15 protein-coding genes are annotated in these 16,949 nt (G+C 70.3%); 9 read left to right on the top strand and 6 right to left on the bottom strand.

Going from position 1 to position 16,949, the window contains the following annotated elements; genetic code table 11:
• The first annotated feature begins 8 nt into the window (after nucleotides 1-8).
• The 6 genes from recR (at nucleotide 9) to ACQEUX_RS26295 (ending at nucleotide 6,976) form a co-directional block, all read left to right on the top strand.
• A complete protein-coding gene (recR, locus tag ACQEUX_RS26320) occupies nucleotides 9-602 on the top strand; it encodes a recombination mediator RecR (protein WP_433053662.1) in 594 nt (197 codons plus the stop codon).
• A gap of 324 nt (nucleotides 603-926) precedes the next feature.
• A complete protein-coding gene (locus ACQEUX_RS26315; protein ID WP_433053659.1) occupies nucleotides 927-2,588 on the top strand; it encodes an ABC transporter substrate-binding protein in 1,662 nt (553 codons plus the stop codon).
• Nucleotides 2,589-2,673: 85 nt separating this feature from the next.
• On the top strand, nucleotides 2,674-3,678 hold the full coding sequence (locus tag ACQEUX_RS26310; RefSeq protein ID WP_433053656.1) for an ABC transporter permease: 1,005 nt from the start codon (nucleotides 2,674-2,676) through the stop codon (nucleotides 3,676-3,678).
• Nucleotides 3,675-4,637, top strand: coding sequence for an ABC transporter permease (locus tag ACQEUX_RS26305; protein WP_433053653.1), 963 nt, complete (start codon nucleotides 3,675-3,677; stop codon nucleotides 4,635-4,637). The genes ACQEUX_RS26310 and ACQEUX_RS26305 overlap by 4 nt, the downstream gene beginning before the upstream one ends.
• A 65-nt stretch (nucleotides 4,638-4,702) precedes the next feature.
• On the top strand, nucleotides 4,703-5,716 hold the full coding sequence (locus tag ACQEUX_RS26300) for an ABC transporter ATP-binding protein (protein ID WP_433053650.1): 1,014 nt from the start codon (nucleotides 4,703-4,705) through the stop codon (nucleotides 5,714-5,716).
• A gap of 156 nt (nucleotides 5,717-5,872) precedes the next feature.
• A complete protein-coding gene (locus ACQEUX_RS26295; RefSeq protein WP_433053647.1) occupies nucleotides 5,873-6,976 on the top strand; it encodes an ABC transporter ATP-binding protein in 1,104 nt (367 codons plus the stop codon).
• 33 nt (nucleotides 6,977-7,009) lie between these two features.
• On the opposite strand, the gene ACQEUX_RS26290 is transcribed toward ACQEUX_RS26295, so the two are convergent.
• Both ACQEUX_RS26290 and ACQEUX_RS26285 read right to left on the bottom strand, forming a co-directional pair.
• A complete protein-coding gene (locus ACQEUX_RS26290) occupies nucleotides 7,010-7,399 on the bottom strand; it encodes a hypothetical protein (protein WP_433057145.1) in 390 nt (129 codons plus the stop codon).
• On the bottom strand, nucleotides 7,375-8,031 hold the full coding sequence (locus ACQEUX_RS26285) for an HNH endonuclease family protein (protein WP_433053644.1): 657 nt from the start codon (nucleotides 8,029-8,031) through the stop codon (nucleotides 7,375-7,377). Before ACQEUX_RS26285 ends, ACQEUX_RS26290 begins: the two co-directional genes overlap by 25 nt.
• Before the next feature lie 107 nt (nucleotides 8,032-8,138).
• Here ACQEUX_RS26285 and ACQEUX_RS26280 point away from each other — a divergent pair, with 107 nt between their 5' ends.
• Nucleotides 8,139-9,638 carry an MFS transporter gene (locus ACQEUX_RS26280; protein ID WP_433053641.1) on the top strand — a complete coding sequence of 500 codons (1,500 nt, stop codon included), beginning with the start codon at nucleotides 8,139-8,141 and terminating at the stop codon, nucleotides 9,636-9,638.
• Nucleotides 9,639-9,679: 41 nt separating this feature from the next.
• Here the strand turns inward: ACQEUX_RS26280 and leuA are convergent, their stop codons facing one another.
• Together leuA and ACQEUX_RS26270 are read right to left on the bottom strand one after the other, a co-directional pair.
• Nucleotides 9,680-11,431, bottom strand: coding sequence for a 2-isopropylmalate synthase (gene leuA, locus ACQEUX_RS26275; protein WP_433053638.1), 1,752 nt, complete (start codon nucleotides 11,429-11,431; stop codon nucleotides 9,680-9,682).
• 237 nt (nucleotides 11,432-11,668) lie between these two features.
• Nucleotides 11,669-12,940 (bottom strand): MFS transporter, encoded by a 1,272-nt coding sequence (locus ACQEUX_RS26270; protein WP_433053635.1) that lies wholly within the window; start codon nucleotides 12,938-12,940, stop codon nucleotides 11,669-11,671.
• Nucleotides 12,941-13,017: 77 nt separating this feature from the next.
• Here ACQEUX_RS26270 and ACQEUX_RS26265 point away from each other — a divergent pair, with 77 nt between their 5' ends.
• On the top strand, nucleotides 13,018-14,004 hold the full coding sequence (locus tag ACQEUX_RS26265) for an ArsR family transcriptional regulator (protein ID WP_433053632.1): 987 nt from the start codon (nucleotides 13,018-13,020) through the stop codon (nucleotides 14,002-14,004).
• A gap of 13 nt (nucleotides 14,005-14,017) precedes the next feature.
• On the opposite strand, the gene ACQEUX_RS26260 is transcribed toward ACQEUX_RS26265, so the two are convergent.
• Nucleotides 14,018-14,548: a nitroreductase family protein gene (locus ACQEUX_RS26260; protein WP_433053629.1), complete on the bottom strand. Its 531-nt coding sequence runs from the start codon at nucleotides 14,546-14,548 to the stop codon at nucleotides 14,018-14,020.
• 84 nt (nucleotides 14,549-14,632) lie between these two features.
• Nucleotides 14,633-15,421, bottom strand: a complete 789-nt coding sequence (locus ACQEUX_RS26255) for a hypothetical protein (RefSeq protein ID WP_433053626.1) — start codon at nucleotides 15,419-15,421, stop codon at nucleotides 14,633-14,635.
• A 259-nt stretch (nucleotides 15,422-15,680) separates the two neighbouring features.
• Between ACQEUX_RS26255 and ACQEUX_RS26250 the strand changes: the two genes are divergently transcribed.
• On the top strand, nucleotides 15,681-16,946 hold the full coding sequence (locus tag ACQEUX_RS26250) for an aspartate kinase (protein WP_433053623.1): 1,266 nt from the start codon (nucleotides 15,681-15,683) through the stop codon (nucleotides 16,944-16,946).
• Nucleotides 16,947-16,949: the final 3 nt, after the last annotated feature.

Raw genomic sequence — 16,949 nt, 5'->3', positions numbered from 1 at the left:
GCCGGCAGATGTACGAAGGTGCCATCCAGGATCTGATCGACGAGCTGGGTCGGCTGCCGGGCGTGGGCCCGAAGAGCGCCCAGCGGATCGCGTTCCACGTCCTGTCGGCGGATCCGGCCGACGTCAACCGGCTGGCCGGCGCGCTGCGCAAGGTCAAGGAGCTGGTGCGGTTCTGCACGACCTGCTACAACGTGGCCGAGTCCGAGCAGTGCCGGATCTGCCGCGACCCGCGCCGCACCGACGAGGTGCTGTGTGTGGTGGAGGAACCCAAGGACGTGGTGGCCATCGAGCGGACCGGTGAGTTCCGCGGTCGGTACCACGTGCTGGGTGGCGCGATCAATCCGCTGGAGGGGATCGGTCCGGACAATCTGCGCATCCGCGAGCTGATGACCCGGCTGAGTGGCGGCGAGGTGCGGGAGCTGATCCTGGCCACGGATCCGAACACCGAGGGCGAGGCGACCGCCACCTACCTGGCGTTGATGGTGAAGCCGATGGGCATCTCGGTGACCCGGCTGGCCAGCGGGCTGCCGGTCGGCGGCGACCTGGAGTACGCCGACGAGATCACCCTCGGTCGGGCCTTCGAGGGCCGCCGGGCCGTCTGAGCACGTTCACGTACGACCGATGGTCGGCACCCGGCCCGGGTGCCGACCATCGCCGTGTCGACTCGCGTCACTGCCCGGAATTGATCTGACACCTGCCCCCTCATCGGGCCTGTTCGACGTAACAGTTTGGCATCGCGGGTGCAGATTGATCGGTTTTCGCCCCCTCTCACCTTCGAATCGAATGTCAAGCAGCGATTGAGGCACGATCCGATACCAACCGTCCACCCAACGGTTTCCGGCTGGACGCAACGGGAGCTATGGTCACCGCCATCGGTGACCCCTGTCACCACGTTGTCCGTACCCCCAAGGACGAGGTGAAGCACGATGCGTGCACCCAGGCCGAAGGTCGCGATCGCGGCCGTCGCGGTCGCGGCCCTCGCGGTAGCAGGCTGCGCCGAGAGCAACCGCGATGACAATCCCAGCGGTAGCAAGAAGGACACCCTCGTCTTCGGCGTTGCCGGAGACCCGAAGGTGCTCGACCCGAGCTTCGCCAGCGACGGTGAGTCGCTGCGTGTGGCGCGCCAGGTCTTCGAGACCCTGGTCCGGCCGGAGGAGGGTGGCACCAAGGTCACTCCTGGTCTGGCCGAGACCTGGACCCCGGACGCCGCCGGCACCACCTGGACCTTCAAGCTCCGCTCGGGCGTGAAGTTCCACGATGGCACCGACTTCAACGCCGAGGCCGTCTGCGTCAACTTCAACCGCTGGTACAACGCCAAGGGCCTCATGCAGAGCCCGGACGTGACCGCGTACTGGCAGGACGTCATGGGTGGCTTCGCCACGAACGAGAACGCGGACCTGCCGCCGAGCCTCTTCAAGTCCTGCACCGCCAAGGACGCCACCACTGTGGACCTGGCGTTCACCCGGGTCTCCAGCAAGATCCCGGCCGCGCTGATGCTCCCCTCGTTCTCCATCCACAGCCCGAAGGCGCTGCAGGAGTTCGACGCCAGCAACGTGGGCGGCACCGCGGAGGACATCAAGTACCCGGCGTATGCGACCGAGCACCCGACCGGCACCGGGCCGTTCAAGTTCAAGGCCTGGGACGTCGCGAACAAGACGCTGACCCTGGAGCGCAACGAGGACTACTCGGGCGCGAAGGCCAAGCTGAAGACCCTGATCTTCAAGACGATCTCGGACGAGAACGCCCGCAAGCAGGCGCTGCGCTCCGGTGACATCCAGGGTTACGACCTGGTCGGCCCGGCCGACGTCGACCCGCTGAAGGGCGAGGGCTTCAACGTCCTCACCCGCCCGGCGTTCAACGTGCTCTACCTGGCGATCAACCAGAAGGGCAACCCGAAGCTCGCCGACCTCCGGGTCCGGCAGGCCATCGCGTACGCCCTGAACCGTCAGCAGCTGGTCACCTCCAAGCTGCCGCCGGGCGCCAAGGTCGCCGACAACTTCATGCCGGACACCGTCGAGGGCTGGAACGGCGACGTCACGAAGTACGCCTACGACCCGGCCAAGGCGAAGGCCCTGCTGGCCGAGGCCGGCGCGTCGAACCTGACCCTGCGGTTCCACTACCCGACCGAGGTCACCCGGCCGTACATGCCGAACCCGAAGGACATCTTCGAGTTGCTGTCGGCGGACCTGAAGGCGGTGGGCATCACCGTCGAGGCGATCCCGCTCAAGTGGAGCCCGGACTACCTCAACGCCACCACCTCGGGCGACAAGCACGACATCCACTTCCTCGGCTGGACCGGTGACTACGGCGACGCCTACAACTTCATCGGCACCTTCTTCGACCGGCCGAAGGACGAGTGGGGCTTCAACAACAAGGCCCTGTTCGACCAGTTCAAGGACGCGGACACCACCGCCGACATCGCGGCCCGGACCGAGAAGTACAAGGCCCTGAACAAGTCCGTGATGGACTTCCTGCCCGGTGTGCCGATCTCGCACTCGCCGCCGGCGATCGTGTTCGGCAAGGACGTGACCGGCGTCAAGGCGAGCCCGCTCACCGACGAGCGGTACGCGACCGCCGAGTTCAAGTAAGTCCTGATCTGACGCAGCAAGGAACGCGGGCGGGCGCTGTCGCACAGCGCCCGCCCGCAACCCTCCGCACCCCTTCGAGGCCGCCGTGTTCCGGTTCATCGTCAGGCGCCTGCTTCAGCTGATACCCACGCTGTTCGGGCTCTCCCTCCTGCTCTTCATCTGGCTCCGCCGGCTCCCCGGCGGCCCCGAGACCGCCATCCTCGGCGAGCGCGGCACCCCCGAGATGCGTGCCGCGATCCGTCGCAACATGGGTCTCGACGAGCCCATCCTGGTGCAGTACGGCCGGTTCGTGCGCCGGATGATCCGGCTCGACCTGGGCACCTCGACCTCCACCAAGCGGGCGGTCACGACGGAGTTCATCGAGCGCTTCCCCGGCACCGTCGAGCTGACCATCACCGCGATGGTGATCGCCATCGGTGTCGGCATCCCGCTGGGCTATCTGGCCGCCCGTCGTCGCGGCCGTTTCCTGGACCACGCGTCCGTGGGCGGCTCGCTGATCGGCATCTGCATCCCGGTCTTCTTCCTGGGCTACGTGCTCAAGGCGATCTTCTCGGAGAACCTGCACTGGTTCCCGTCCAGCGGCCGGCAGGACCCGACGCTCGGGGCGACCCGGGTCACCAACTTCTTCGTCCTGGACGGGCTGATGACCCGGGAGTGGGACGCGGCGGCCGACGCCCTCTGGCATCTGGTGCTGCCCAGCATCGCGCTGGCCAGCATTCCGCTGGCGATCATCGTCCGGATCACCCGGGCGAGTGTGCTGGAGGTGCTGAACGAGGACTTCGTCCGGACGGCCGAGGCCAAGGGCCTGACCGAGCAGACGGTCCGTCGGCGGCACGTGCTGCGCAACGCGATGCTGCCGGTGGCCACCTCGATCGGTCTGCTCGCGGGTGGACTGCTCTCCGGCGCCGTGCTGACCGAGACCGTCTTCGCCTTCAGTGGCATCGGAGCCTTCGTCGCCGAGGCCATCGGCCAGCGCGACTATCCGGTGCTGATGGGCTTCATTCTGATCATCGCGGTGGTGTACGTGCTGGTGAACCTCCTGGTCGACCTCTCCTACAGCTTCATCGACCCGAGGGTGAGGGTGCGATGACGCTCAGCCCGGGCAAGAAGCGCGAAAAGATCGACCGGCTCGCGGAGTTGGCCGCCCGTGACGACGAACGGGGGGTCAGCCTCTGGCAGGAGGCGTTCCGCCGGCTGCGCGGCAACCCCGCCGCGATCGTCGGCGCGATCATCCTGGCGCTCTTCGTGCTGGTCGCGGTGGTCGGGCCGTTCCTCGTGCCGTACGCGCCCACCGACACGGTCGGCATCCGGGAGGGGCTGATCAAGCCGGGTGTCATCCCCGGCCCGACCGGCGATCACTGGTTCGGTTACGACCACCAGGGTCGCGACGAGTTCAGCCGGATGATCGTGGGTGCCCGGCAGACCCTGCTGGTCGGCGTGGTCTCCACCCTGATCGGTCTGGCGATCGGTGCGTTGATCGGTGGCGTATCCGGTGCGGCGGCCGGCCTCGGTGGCCGGTGGGGGCGGTGGATCGACACCACCCTGATGCGGTTCATCGACATGCTGCTGGCGATGCCGAGCCTGCTGCTGGCGGTGAGCATCGCCGCCCTGCTCGGGGCCAGCCTGACCACGGTGATGATCGCGGTCGGCGTGGTCTCGGTGCCGGTGTTCGCCCGGCTGCTGCGCGGCTCGATGATCTCTCAGGCCAACAGCGACTACGTGTTGGCGGCGACCTCGCTCGGCGTCAAGAAGTCGAAGATCGCGCTGACCCACGTGGTGCCGAACTCGCTCGCACCGGTGATCGTGCAGGCCACCCTGACCCTGGCCACCGCGATCATCGAGGCCGCGGCGCTCTCCTTCCTCGGCCTGGGTAACCCGGACACCGCCGTACCGGAGTGGGGGGTCATGCTCGCCGACGCGCAGCAGTACCTCGGCATCCGGCCGTCGCTGGCGATCTACCCGGCGGTCGCGATCATCATCACCGCGCTCGGCTTCACCCTGCTCGGTGAGGCGATGCGCGAGGCCCTCGACCCGAAGCTGCGGAAGTAGGCCCTCATGTGTGAAGCGCGAGGAGTGAGCTTGCGAGCCCCGCAGTCGCGAACGGAAGGCCGGTAATGGCACTGCTCGAAGTGGACGACCTCTCCGTCACGTTCGCCCGGCGCAACCAGCGTGCCGTGCACGCGGTCGACGGCGTGTCCTTCTCCGTCGACGCCGGTGAGGTGGTCGGCCTGGTCGGCGAGTCCGGCTGCGGCAAGAGCGTCACCTCGCTGGCGATCATGGGTCTGCTACCGAAGCAGCCCGGGCTGCGGGTCGGCGGCAAGGCCGTCTTCGACGGCACCGACCTGCTCCAGCTCGACGACCGGTCGCGGCGGGACATCCGCGGCCGGGACATCGCGATGATCTTCCAGGACCCGCTGTCCTCGCTGAACCCGGTGATCCCGATCGGGTTGCAGGTGACCGAGGTGCTCGCCCGACACCGGGGGATGAAGGGTGAGGCTGCGGCGAAGGAGGCGGCGGCCCTGCTGGACCGGGTCGGCATCCCCGACCCGAAGCGGCGGCTGAAGGAGTACCCGCACCAGCTCTCCGGTGGAATGCGCCAGCGGGCGCTCATCGCGATGGCGGTGGCCTGCCAACCCCGGCTGCTGATCGCCGACGAGCCGACCACCGCGCTGGACGTCACCATCCAGGCCCAGATCCTGGAGCTGCTCAAGGAACTGGTCCGGGACTCCGGCACCGCACTCCTGATGATCACGCACGATCTCGGTGTGGTGGCCGGCATGTGCGACACCGTCAACGTGCTCTACGGCGGTCGGGTGGTGGAGACGGCCCGTCGTCGTCCGCTGTTCCGCCAGCCGCGTCACCCGTACACCGTGGGTCTGCTCGGTTCGGTGCCGCGCCTGGACGCCGGGCGGGGCGAGAAGCTCAACCCCATCCCCGGTTCGGTCCGCGACCTGCTGCCCTGGCCGGACGGCTGTGCCTTCGCCCCGCGCTGCGCCCGACGGACCGACGAGTGCGTGGGTGAGCCGCCGGAGTTGGTGCACGCGCACGACGGACGTAGCTACCGGTGCGTCAATCCGGAGCCGGTGCCCGGCACGGTGCCCGCCCCGCGCGAGGAGGAATCAGCGTGAGCGAGCGTAGCGAGCGAACCATCTGGCACAGCAGCGTGGCGTCTCGCGCCGGCGCGGAGCGAAGCGGAGTGCTGGCGTGAGCGAGCGTAGCGAGCGAACCATCAGGCACAGCAGCGTGGCGTCTCGCGCCGGCGCGGAGCGAAGCGGAGTGCTGGCGTGAGCGACAACGACATCCTCGTCGAGGTACGCGACCTGAAGGTGCACTTCCCGATCAAGCGGGGAGTGCTCTTCGACCGGGTGGTCGGCCAGGTGAAGGCCGTCGACGGGGTCGACCTGAGCATCCAGCGTGGCAAGACGTACGGGCTGGTGGGCGAGTCGGGCTGCGGCAAGTCGACGCTCGGCCGGGCGCTGCTCCAGCTCACCCCACCGACCTCGGGCGAGGTCAGCTTCGACGGTGTCGAGCTGACGACGCTGCCGTCCGGCAAGCTGCGCAGCATGCGTCGCCGGATGCAGATGATCTTCCAGGACCCGATGTCCAGCCTCGACCCCCGGCAGAACGTCGAGTCGATTCTGACCGAGGGCCTGCAAACCCACGGGATCGGCACCGACCGCACCGACCGGCGGCGGATCATCGGTGAGACCCTGGACGCGGTGGGGCTGCCCCGCTGGGCGTTGTCCCGCTACCCGCACGAGTTCTCCGGCGGGCAGCGGCAGCGCATCGGCATCGCCCGCGCGCTGGTGCTCGGGCCGGAGCTGATCGTCGCCGACGAGCCGGTCTCGGCGCTCGACGTCTCGATCCAGGCCCAGGTGGTCAACCTGCTGGACGAACTCCAGGACAGCCTGGGGCTGACCTATCTGGTGATCGCGCACGACCTCGCGGTGGTTCGGCACATCTCCGACACCGTCGGCGTCATGTACCTGGGCGCGCTGGTCGAGGAGGCGCCGAGCGACCGGCTCTACACCGAGCCGCTGCACCCGTACACCCGGGCGTTGATGTCCGCGGTGCCGGTGCCGGACCCGGACGTCGAGGACCGCCGGGAGCGGATCCTGCTCGCCGGTGACCTGCCGTCGCCGGCCAACCCGCCGTCCGGCTGCCGCTTCCACACGCGGTGCCCGTGGGCGCAGCCCACCCGCTGCGCTGACGAGCGGCCGGTGTTGCGGGAGATCGGTGCCAGCCGGGTCGCCTGCCACTGGGCCGAGCAGATCGCCAGCGGCGAGTTGCGCCCGCACCAGGTCAGTGCGCAGATCGTGCGCCCCAGTGATGAGGGGGACGCGCCGGGCGTGGTCTCCGCACCGAGCGAGCCCGGCTCGTACGTCTGAGACTGGACGCGGTGCCGGCGGCGTCGGAGGTCGTCAGCCCTCGGGACGGTGCAGCAGGCCCACCGCGACGCCGTGCACCGCGTCCAGCCCGGCCGGGTCGGCCAGCGCGACCGACGCGCCGGTCACCGCGTACCACTCGTCCGCGTCCTTGTACTGCACCCGCAGGGTGACCTTGCCGTCCGCGTACTCGGTGCGCAGGGTCAGGTCGCCGGTGACGACGCCGACCTCGTCGGTCATCACGCCGCCGGGGCCGGGCACGATGTCGGTGGTGCGGCTCTGCGGGCCGGCCGCGCCGCCCGAATCCGCGACCATGCCGGCACCCGGGACGGCGGCGGGGGCCTCGGCGGTGCCGTCCGCCGTCATGCCGGCGGCGGCCGGGCCGATCTCCCCGGCGGCGGTCACGACTCGCTCCCCACTGAACAGCCCTCCAACATCTCGGTCAGGGCGGCCTTCTCGGCGCCGGTCACCGTCAACCGCCAGTGGTGCTTGACCGTCACCCAGTCTTCGGCGTATTTACACCAGTACGACCGGTTGGCCGGCTTCCACTGGGACGGGTCCTGGTCACCCTTTGCCCGATTAGAGGACGCGGAAACCGCGAAAAGCTGCGGACGGGTGGTGTCGTTGGCGAAATCGCCGCGCTTCGCGTTGTCCCACTCGTCGGCACCCGAGCGCCACGCGTTGGCCAACGGCACCATGTGGTCGATGTCCACGTCGGAGGGATCCGAGAAGCTGCGGCCGTCGTACACGCTCTCCCAGCGCCCACCGACCACGTTGCAGCCAGAGAGCTTCACATCCTTGCCGTCGCGCTGGAGGATGGTGTCCCGGACGTCGCAGTTCTTGCCGGTGTCCCGCCAGTGGGGGAAGCGCTCCCGGCTGTAGCCCTTCATCGAGCCGGCGGTGGCGACGGTGAGCTGGCCGAGCTGCTCGACGGCGTTGCCGCCATCGCTCGGCGGCGCAGTGTCCGGCTCGTCCTGCGGGACGCAACCGGCCACGCCGAGCGCCAGCGCCGCGGTGAGCGCGGCCACCGCCGCTCGCGGTCCTGATCTGGTACGCACAGACGACACCTCTCCAGCTTGGGGGGTTCCGGCGATTGCGCACAGTACCCGGGGATGGTTTCGGCGTTTCGTGGCGTCTCCCACATGATGCAAGGCAGATTGGTGGGATGACCGAACCCGTACCGGCGCCTGCCCTCCGGATGGGCACCGCCGCCGGCCGGGGGGCACTGCTCGCCGCCGTACTCGCCTCCGGCATGGTCTTCCTGGACAGCACGGTCGTCAACGTGGCGCTGCCGAAGCTCGGGCAGGACCTCGGCGCGAGCGTGTCCGATCTCCAGTGGACCATCAACGGCTATCTGCTGATGCTGGCGGCGTTCGTGCTGCTCGGCGGCGCACTCGGGGACCGCTTCGGTCGGCGACGCATCTTCCTTATCGGCGTGGTCTGGTTCACCGCCGCCTCCGTGCTGTGCGGGCTGGCCCAGGGCACCGGTTGGCTGATCGCGGCCCGGTTCCTCCAGGGCGCCGGTGGCGCGCTGCTCACCCCCGGGTCACTGTCGGTGCTCCAGGCCAGCTTCCACCCGGACGACCGGGGCCGAGCGATCGGCGCCTGGGCCGGACTGTCCGGAGTGTCCACCGCGCTGGGCCCGTTCATCGGGGGCTGGTTGATCGACGCGCTGTCCTGGCGCTGGATCTTCTTCCTCAATCTGCCGATCGCCGTGCTGGTGGTGCTGGCCGCGCTGCGCTGGGTGCCGGAGAGCCGGGACGAGAGCGCCTCCCGGACCGAAGGGCGGGGACGGACCCGACGGCGGTTCGACGTGGCCGGAGCCCTGCTCGGCGCACTCGCGCTCGCCGGCGTCACCTACGCCCTGATCGACGCGCCGGCACGCGGCTACGACTCGGCCGAGGTGCTGATCGCTGCTCTGGTCGGAGTGCTGTCCGCGGTGGCCTTCGTCCTGCTGGAACGGCGACGCGGCGACGCGGCGATGCTGCCCACCGGGCTCTTCAGCAGTCGACTCTTCTCGGTACTGAACCTCTTCACCGTGGTCGTCTACGCGGCGCTCGGCGGCTTCACCTTCTTCTTCGCCGTCTACCTGCAGAACGTGGTCGAGTGGTCGGCCTTCCGCACCGGCATCGCGTTGCTGCCGATGACCCTGCTGCTGTTGGCCGGGTCGGCCCGGGCCGGCGCGCTGTCCGCGCGGATCGGCCCACGGCTGCCACTGACCGTCGGGCCGGTGGTGGCCGCTGCCGGTCTGCTGCTGTTGCGCGGCGTCGGCCCGGGCGCGTCGTACTGGCGGGACGTGCTGCCCGGGGTGCTGCTCTTCGGCATCGGACTGACCCTGGTGGTGGCCCCGCTCACCGCGTCCGTGCTGGCCGCCGTGGAGGACCGGTTCTCGGGAGTGGCCAGCGGCTTCAACAACGCCGCCTCCCGGGCCGGGGGCCTGCTCGCGGTGGCCGCGCTGCCGCTGCTGGTCGGCCTCTCCGGCGGCGGGTACGAACAGAAGGCCGAGCTGACCGACGCGTTCCGGGGCGCGATGGAATGGTGTGCCGGTCTGCTCGTGGCCGGTGCGGTGCTGGCCCTCGTGCTGGTCCACCGACCGCCCCGGGCGGCCCCACCGTCACAGCCCTGCCACTCACTCCCCGCCGCGACACCCCCGAGGTCGAAATAAGGAAGGGCCCCCGATCGGGGGCCCTTCCCCTACGCCTTCGCTCAGCGGCGGGCGCGGTTGACCGCGCTGGTGACCGCCTTGATCGAGGCGGTGACGATGTTGGCGTCGGTGCCGACACCCCAGACCGTCTTGCCGTCCACCTCGCACTCCACGTACGCGGCGGCCTGCGCGTCCCCGCCGGAGGAGAGCGCGTGCTCGTGGTAGTCGAGCACCCGGACGCCCACACCGACCGACTGGAGCGCGTTGACGTACGCGTCGATCGGGCCGTTGCCGACCGCGGCGAGCGAGCGCTGCTCGGCCCCCACGCCGACCTGGGCCTCGATCTCGACCTTGCCGTCGGTGGTGCCGATCGTGTAGCCGGCCAGCCGAACCGCCGGGTCGGGCTGGTGGTCGAGCAGGTAGTGCGTCGCGAAGATCTCCCACATGGCGCCCGGGTCGACCTCGCCGCCGTCGTGATCGGTGACCTGCTGCACCACCCCGGAGAACTCGATCTGGAGCCGGCGGGGCAGGTCCAGCTGGTGCTCGCTCTTCATGATGTACGCGACACCGCCCTTGCCGGACTGCGAGTTGACCCGGATGACCGCCTCGTAGGTGCGGCCCAGGTCCTTCGGGTCGATCGGCAGGTACGGCACGGCCCAGGTGTGCTCGTCCACCGGCACGCCGGCCGCCTTGGCGTCGGCGGCGAGGGCCTCGAAGCCCTTCTTGATGGCGTCCTGGTGGGAGCCGGAGAAGGCGGTGTAGACCAGGTCGCCCGCGTACGGGTGGCGCTCGTGCACCGGCAGTTGGTTGCAGTACTCGACGGCCCGACGGACCTCGTCGATGTCCGAAAAGTCGATCATCGGGTCGATGCCCTGGGAGAAGAGGTTGAGCCCCAGTGTCACCAGGTCCACGTTGCCGGTGCGCTCGCCGTTGCCGAACAGGCAGCCCTCGATGCGGTCCGCGCCGGCGAGCAGGCCCAGCTCGGCGGCGGCCACCCCGGTGCCCCGGTCGTTGTGCGGGTGCAGGCTCAGCACCAGGCTGTCCCGGCGCGGCAGGTGCCGGTGCATCCACTCGATCGAGTCGGCGTACACGTTGGGCGTGGCCATCTCGACGGTCGCCGGCAGGTTGATGATCAGCGGCCGGTCGGGCGTCGGGTCGATCACGTCGATCACCCGGGAGCAGACCTCCAGCGCGTACTCCAGCTCGGTGCCCGTGTACGACTCCGGCGAGTACTCGTAGTAGATGTCGGTGTCCGGGGTGTGGATCTCGGCGTACTTCTGGCAGAGCCGGGCGCCCGTGGTGGCGATGTCGGCGATGCCGTCCTTGTCCAGGCCGAAGACCACGCGGCGCTGGAGGGTGGAGGTCGAGTTGTAGAAGTGCACGATCGCCCGTTTGGCACCGCGCAGCGACTCGAAGGTCCGCTCGATCAGGTGCTCCCGGCACTGGGTGAGCACCTGGATCGTGACGTCGTCCGGGATCATGTCCTGTTCGATGAGCTGCCGGACGAAGTCGAAATCGGTCTGGCTGGCCGACGGGAAGCCAACCTCGATCTCCTTGTAGCCCATCTGGACCAGCAGCTGGAACATCCGCCGCTTGCGCTCGGGCGACATCGGGTCGATCAGCGCCTGGTTGCCGTCCCGGAGATCCACGGCACACCAGCGCGGCGCGGCGTCGACCTGCCGTGTGGGCCAGGTGCGGTCCGGCAGCTCGACCCGGAACTGCTCCCGGTAGGGCTGGTAGCGGTGGTACGGCATCCGGCTCGGGCGCTGCCGGGCGATCGGATCGGTCTCAGCGTCGGTGACAGGTTGAGCCATCTCAGAGTGCTCCCTGGAACATGTGGCGTCAGCAGATCGGAAGGTGTCGGCGAGATGCCGGGCGACGGTGCGCGGCGGTGCCGAGAAGGAACTCGGATGTGCTGGACGGCGCGATGCAACTCCGCGACGAGGTGCCGGCCGGTCAGGCCTCGTCGCGGCGGCTAAGGAGAACGAGCGCCTGCCACATGACCAGGTCACCCTACGTGATGAAACGGGGGGTGGGAAGGTAGGTCCGGACTATGGGACCGGTGTCATGGTCTGCTCCGGGGCCGCGGCACCCAGCCGCGGCGTCCGTCCGGCCCAGGCCACCACGGGTACGATCGCCAGCCCCACCAGCGCGAAGATCGCTGCCGTCGGTAACCAGCCCCACCCGCCCGTGGTCACCCCGAGCGCGGTCAGCCCCGCCGGGGCTATCAGGTACTGGACCTGCTCGCCGAGCCGCAGCGCCCCCACGTACGCGCCGCGCTCGCCGGCCGGCGGCAGGGTGGCGGTGAGCCCCCAGGTGCCCGCCGACTCGATCAGCTCGGCCAGAATCAGCAACACGGCGGCGGCCACCAGCACCACCACGGTGAGTAGCCCCCGGGTGACCCCGGAGATCGGCAGGACCAGGCAGAACAGGGCGATCAGCAGCCCGCCCCGGCGGGAGGCCCGGGCCGCGCCCGCCGCGGTGTCCGCGCCCCGGCTGACGCGTACCTGGAGCAGCACGATCAGGATCGTGTTGAGCAGCACCAGCCCGGCGATCACCGTCTTCGGGGCGTCGGTGTGGGTGAGGATCCACAGCGGCATGACCGTCAGGTAGAGCACCCCGTGCGCGGTGAGCAGCCCGGACAGCAGGGACACCGCCATGAACGGCCGGTCCCGGAGCACGGCGAGCCGGCTCATCGGCTCCGCCGGTCGGGCCACCTGCGGCAGCCGGGGCAGTCGCCGCACGAAGAGGGCCGTCACGAGGAAGACCGTCGAGATGAACCAGACCATCCCCCGATACGCCGTGATCGTGTCCACCGCCAGCACTAGGCCGCTGATCACCGCGCCGAGCCCGAAGCCGACGTTCAGCGACGATCGCTGGTACGCCATCGCGGTGACCCGCTCGGCCGGCGGGAGCGCGTTGATCGAGTAGACCTGCCGGGCCACGCCGACAGCGGCGTCCACGGCGGCCAGCGCCACCACCACGGCGAGGAAGCCGGCGAAGCCGCCCACGAACGGGTAGGTCGCGAAGAGCGCGGCGTTCAGCACCAGCCCGACCACCCAGACCCGCTGCGGTCCGTACCGGTCGGTGAGCCCGCCCAGCGGCACCGTACCCAGCAGCGACACGCCCGCCGCGATGGACAGCCCCAGCCCGACCTGGGCGGCGCTGAGCCCGAGCGCCCGGGTGAAGAAGACGGCGCTGCCGGCGTGGAACAGACCGCTGCCGACGGCGTAGACCATGGCCTGCACGGCCAGGGCGCGGGTCAGCCCGGCCGGCGGTACGACGTCTCGAACGGCGGTGCGAATGGTTTCTCTGGTCCCCATGATCGGTGAGTGAATCGGGTCCCCATGACCTCGGTCGAGTCTTTTAGGCTGGATCGAATCCTGCTCCAGGGGGGCGCGTGTCCGAGTTGCGGTTCAGCCTGGCCGACGTGGCGGGAGTGCGGCTCGCCGTGTCACCGGCCAACGAGACGGTCATGAGCATGTGGGCGCTGGCCAACCCGGTCCGCTACGCGGTGCACCTGCCCTGGATCGACCGGGCCCGCGTGACGTTGCGTCGTTCCGAGGTAGCCGACCGGGTCCGACCTCTGGTGGGGTTGGTCGTGCCGGGTCGCTGGCTGCCCGACTTCCTCACCCCGGCGGCCCGACCGAACGTGGAGATGGCCGAGCAGCTCGACCAGATCGCCGCGACGCCGCCGGCCGTGGTGGTCCAGGACCTGCTGGCGACCACCTGGCAAAAACCGCTGAGCCCGTTCGGGCGGGCGCTGCTCGCCGACCCCGGCGGGCTGCTGCCACAGGTCGTCGACGCGGTGCGGGTCTGGTACGACGAGGCGATCGCCCCGGACTGGCCGCGGATGCGGGCGCTGCTCGACGCCGACGTGGCGTACCGGGCCGCACAGCTCGCCGAGAACGGTGCCGGTCGGTTCTTCGAGCAGCTCCACCCGAGCCTGCGCTGGCACGGCGACCGGGTGATCAGCGACGACACGTTCGAGCGGGACTTCGACCTTCGCGATCGTGGGCTGGCGCTGAACCCGACGGTGTTCACCGAGCGGCACGTGCTGTGGAACCTGCTGGAGGATTCGCTGCCGGCCGGCGCGTACCCGGTCCGGGCCCTCGGCACGCTCTGGGAGGCGACCGCGCCGCCGCCCGGCGACCCACTGGCACGGGTGATCGGCCCGGGCCGAGCCACCCTGCTGCACCTGCTCGAGACAGCGGTGACCACCACCGACCTGGCCCGACTCGCCAGGATGTCCGCCGGAAACGTCTCTCAGCACCTGGCCGCGCTGCACGCCGCCGGCCTGGTTTCCCGGTCCCGACAGGGTCGGCACGTCCTCTATCGCAACACCGACGCCGCGCTGGTCCTGCTCCGGGCCAGCCGGGGCGAGTGACTTCGGCGGTCGATCAGCACAGCAGCAGGTCGGCGAGCGGGCGGCGGTGACGCAGGCCGGTCTCCCGGGCGCGCAGGTCGGCCGGGAGAGCGAACGGGTCCCCGAGCCGGCCGACGGCGGCGACCACGAGCGGTCGGACGCCGCTGGGCAGGTCGAGTTCGATGGCGAGGCTGGCCTGGTCGAAGCGGCTGAGCTGGCGCACGTGCAGGCCGAGCGCGGTGGCCTGCAGAGTCAGGTGGGCTATCGCCTGCCCGAGGTCGTACGCGGCCCGCTCGGCGTCGCCGCCGGTGTGCGCGCCGACCACCAGGGTCGCCGCGTGTCGAGCCCAGCCCTGGTCGCTGTCCGGGAGGCTGGTGAAAATCCGCTTCCAGTTCTCGTCGTCCCGGTGGCCGAGGGCGAACCGCCAGGGCTGCCCGTTGTCCGCCGACGGTGCCCAGCGCGCGGCCTCCAGCAGCGAGGCCGCCTCGTCCGGGGTCAGTTCGGCACTCGGGTCGAAGGCCCGGGGGCTCCAGCGGAAGGCGAGCAGCGGGGTCAGGTCAGCCATGGCGAGAATCGTCCTGTATGGGCGATTCGCCGCTCAGGATGGGGTCGTCAAATGTGGGCAAACACACCCGTAACGGGACGAAGGTCAGGGCGTTCCCGCGCTCGGGCTGTCGGACGGGTCCGGCGTCGGTGGCGCCGCGGTGTCGAGCGGGTCCCGATCGACCACCACCGGGCCGGCGAGCTGCACGGTGGCCGGCGCCGGACCGGGCGGGGCGGCCAACCTCAGCGTGCCCGCCGCCGTCCGCACGCCCGTCGGCGTGCCGTCCCGGTCATAGCAGTAGATGCCCACGTCCAGCGGGGCGTTGAGCGACGCCGAGGTGGAGTCCACCGAATAGCAGGTGCCGGTGATGCCCTCGGGCGGGCTGGCCGGGGCCACCGCCAACGGTGCGCGCCGGTCGGTGAGCACGTCCAGCCAGTCGGTGAGCGGGTGCTGGACCCGGGGGTCCGACCGGCGCGGAATCGCGTCGTCGCGTTCGCCGAGGCGTACGCAACTCGCCGACTCCGGTCGGCCGGCCGACGGCAGGGCGCACTGGAACAGCCCGTCGGCCGTGGCGGCCATCGAGACGTCGGCGGTGCCACCCAGCGCGCCACCCGGCACGTCGACCCGCCAACTGCCGTCGTTCGCGCTGGTGAACGCGATGGTGCGGTCCGGTTGACCCGCCCGGCTGTACACGTACTGCGTCACCATGTGGCGATCCTGGGCGGCTGCGGCGAGAGCGGCCAGCTCGTCCCGCGCGGCGTCCACCTCGACCACCCCCGGATCGGACGGTGGCGGGCTGGGAGGCTGCTCACTGGTACAGGCGACCAGGAGCCCCGGCAGGGCGAACACGAGCGGCCCGAGCACACGGCCGGCCGAGCGGATGAGGACGGGCACCGGCCCATTCTGGTGGGTGCGAGCGGTTGGTGGGGGCCGGCGCGTACCGGGCTCGTCCCGGCGTGTCGGACGGGGTCGTCCCCGCGTACCGCCCGACCCGGTGGGACCGGGCCCGTCGGCGGCGGAAGGGCCGGATGGTGGGATCACCTGACCCGGCGTCGTTACCCGCCGGATACCCTCAAGGGGTCTGACACGCGCCGCCGGCCCCGGTTCCGGCGGCGTCGGCACGCTCAGGGTCGCTGGGAGGGAGTGCACCGTCGTGGCACTCGTGGTGCAGAAGTACGGCGGATCCTCCGTCGCCAACGCCGAGCGGATCAAGCGGGTGGCTGAGCGCATCGTCGCCGCCCGTAAGGCCGGCGACGACGTGGTGGTGGTGGTCTCCGCGATGGGGGACAGCACCGACGAACTGCTCGACCTGGCAAACCAGGTCAGCCCGCTGCCGCCAGGCCGCGAGCTGGACATGCTGCTCACCGCCGGGGAGCGGATCTCCATGGCGCTGCTCGCCATGGCCATCCACAACCTGGGGTACGAAGCCCGCTCGTTCACCGGCTCGCAGGCCGGAGTGATCACCACCTCGGTGCACGGTCGCGCGCGGATCATCGACGTCACCCCCGGGCGGCTCAAGGGCGCGCTCGACGAGGGTTCGGTGGTCATCGTGGCCGGCTTCCAGGGCGTCTCACAGGACACCAAGGACGTCACCACGCTGGGCCGGGGTGGTTCGGACACCACCGCCGTGGCGCTCGCCGCCGCCCTGCACGCCGACGTCTGCGAGATCTACACCGACGTGGACGGCATCTTCACCGCCGACCCGCGGATCGTGCCCAACGCCCGGCACATCCAGCACATCACCTACGAGGAGATGCTGGAGCTGGCCGCCTGCGGCGCGAAGGTGCTGCACCTGCGTAGCGTGGAGTACGCCCGGCGGGCGGGGTTGCCGATCCACGTCCGTTCGTCATACTCGACCAACACCGGCACGATGGTCACCGGATCGATGGAGGACCTTTCCGTGGAGCAGGCACTGATCACTGGGGTCGCGCACGACCGTAGCGAAGCCAAGATCACGATCGTCGGCGTGCCCGACGAGCCGGGTGCCGCCGCGCGGATCTTCGACACCGTCGCCGGCGCCGAGATCAACATCGACATGATCGTGCAGAACGTCTCCACCGAGGGCACCGGCCGGACGGACATCTCGTTCACCCTGCCCAAGACCGACGGCCCGACCGCGATGGCCGCGCTCAGCAAGATTCAGGAGTCGGTCAAGTTCAAGGGCCTGCTCTACGACGACCACGTCGGGAAGGTCTCGCTGATCGGTGCCGGCATGCGCTCGCACCCCGGTGTGGCCGCCGGCTTCTTCGCCGCGCTCGGCGCGGCCGGGGTCAACATCGAGATGATCTCGACCTCCGAGATCCGGGTCTCCGTGGTCTGCCGGGACACCGACCTCGACGCTGCCGTCCGTGCCATCCACGACGCGTTCGAGCTGGGTGGCGACACCGAAGCCGTCGTCTACGCGGGGACGGGTAGGTAGCGC

The organism is Micromonospora sp. CA-259024, from assembly GCF_050936255.1.
GTDB lineage: Bacteria > Actinomycetota > Actinomycetes > Mycobacteriales > Micromonosporaceae > Micromonospora.
Note: the sequence above shows the minus strand (reverse complement) of the source record. Positions and strands in the feature narration are given on the sequence as shown.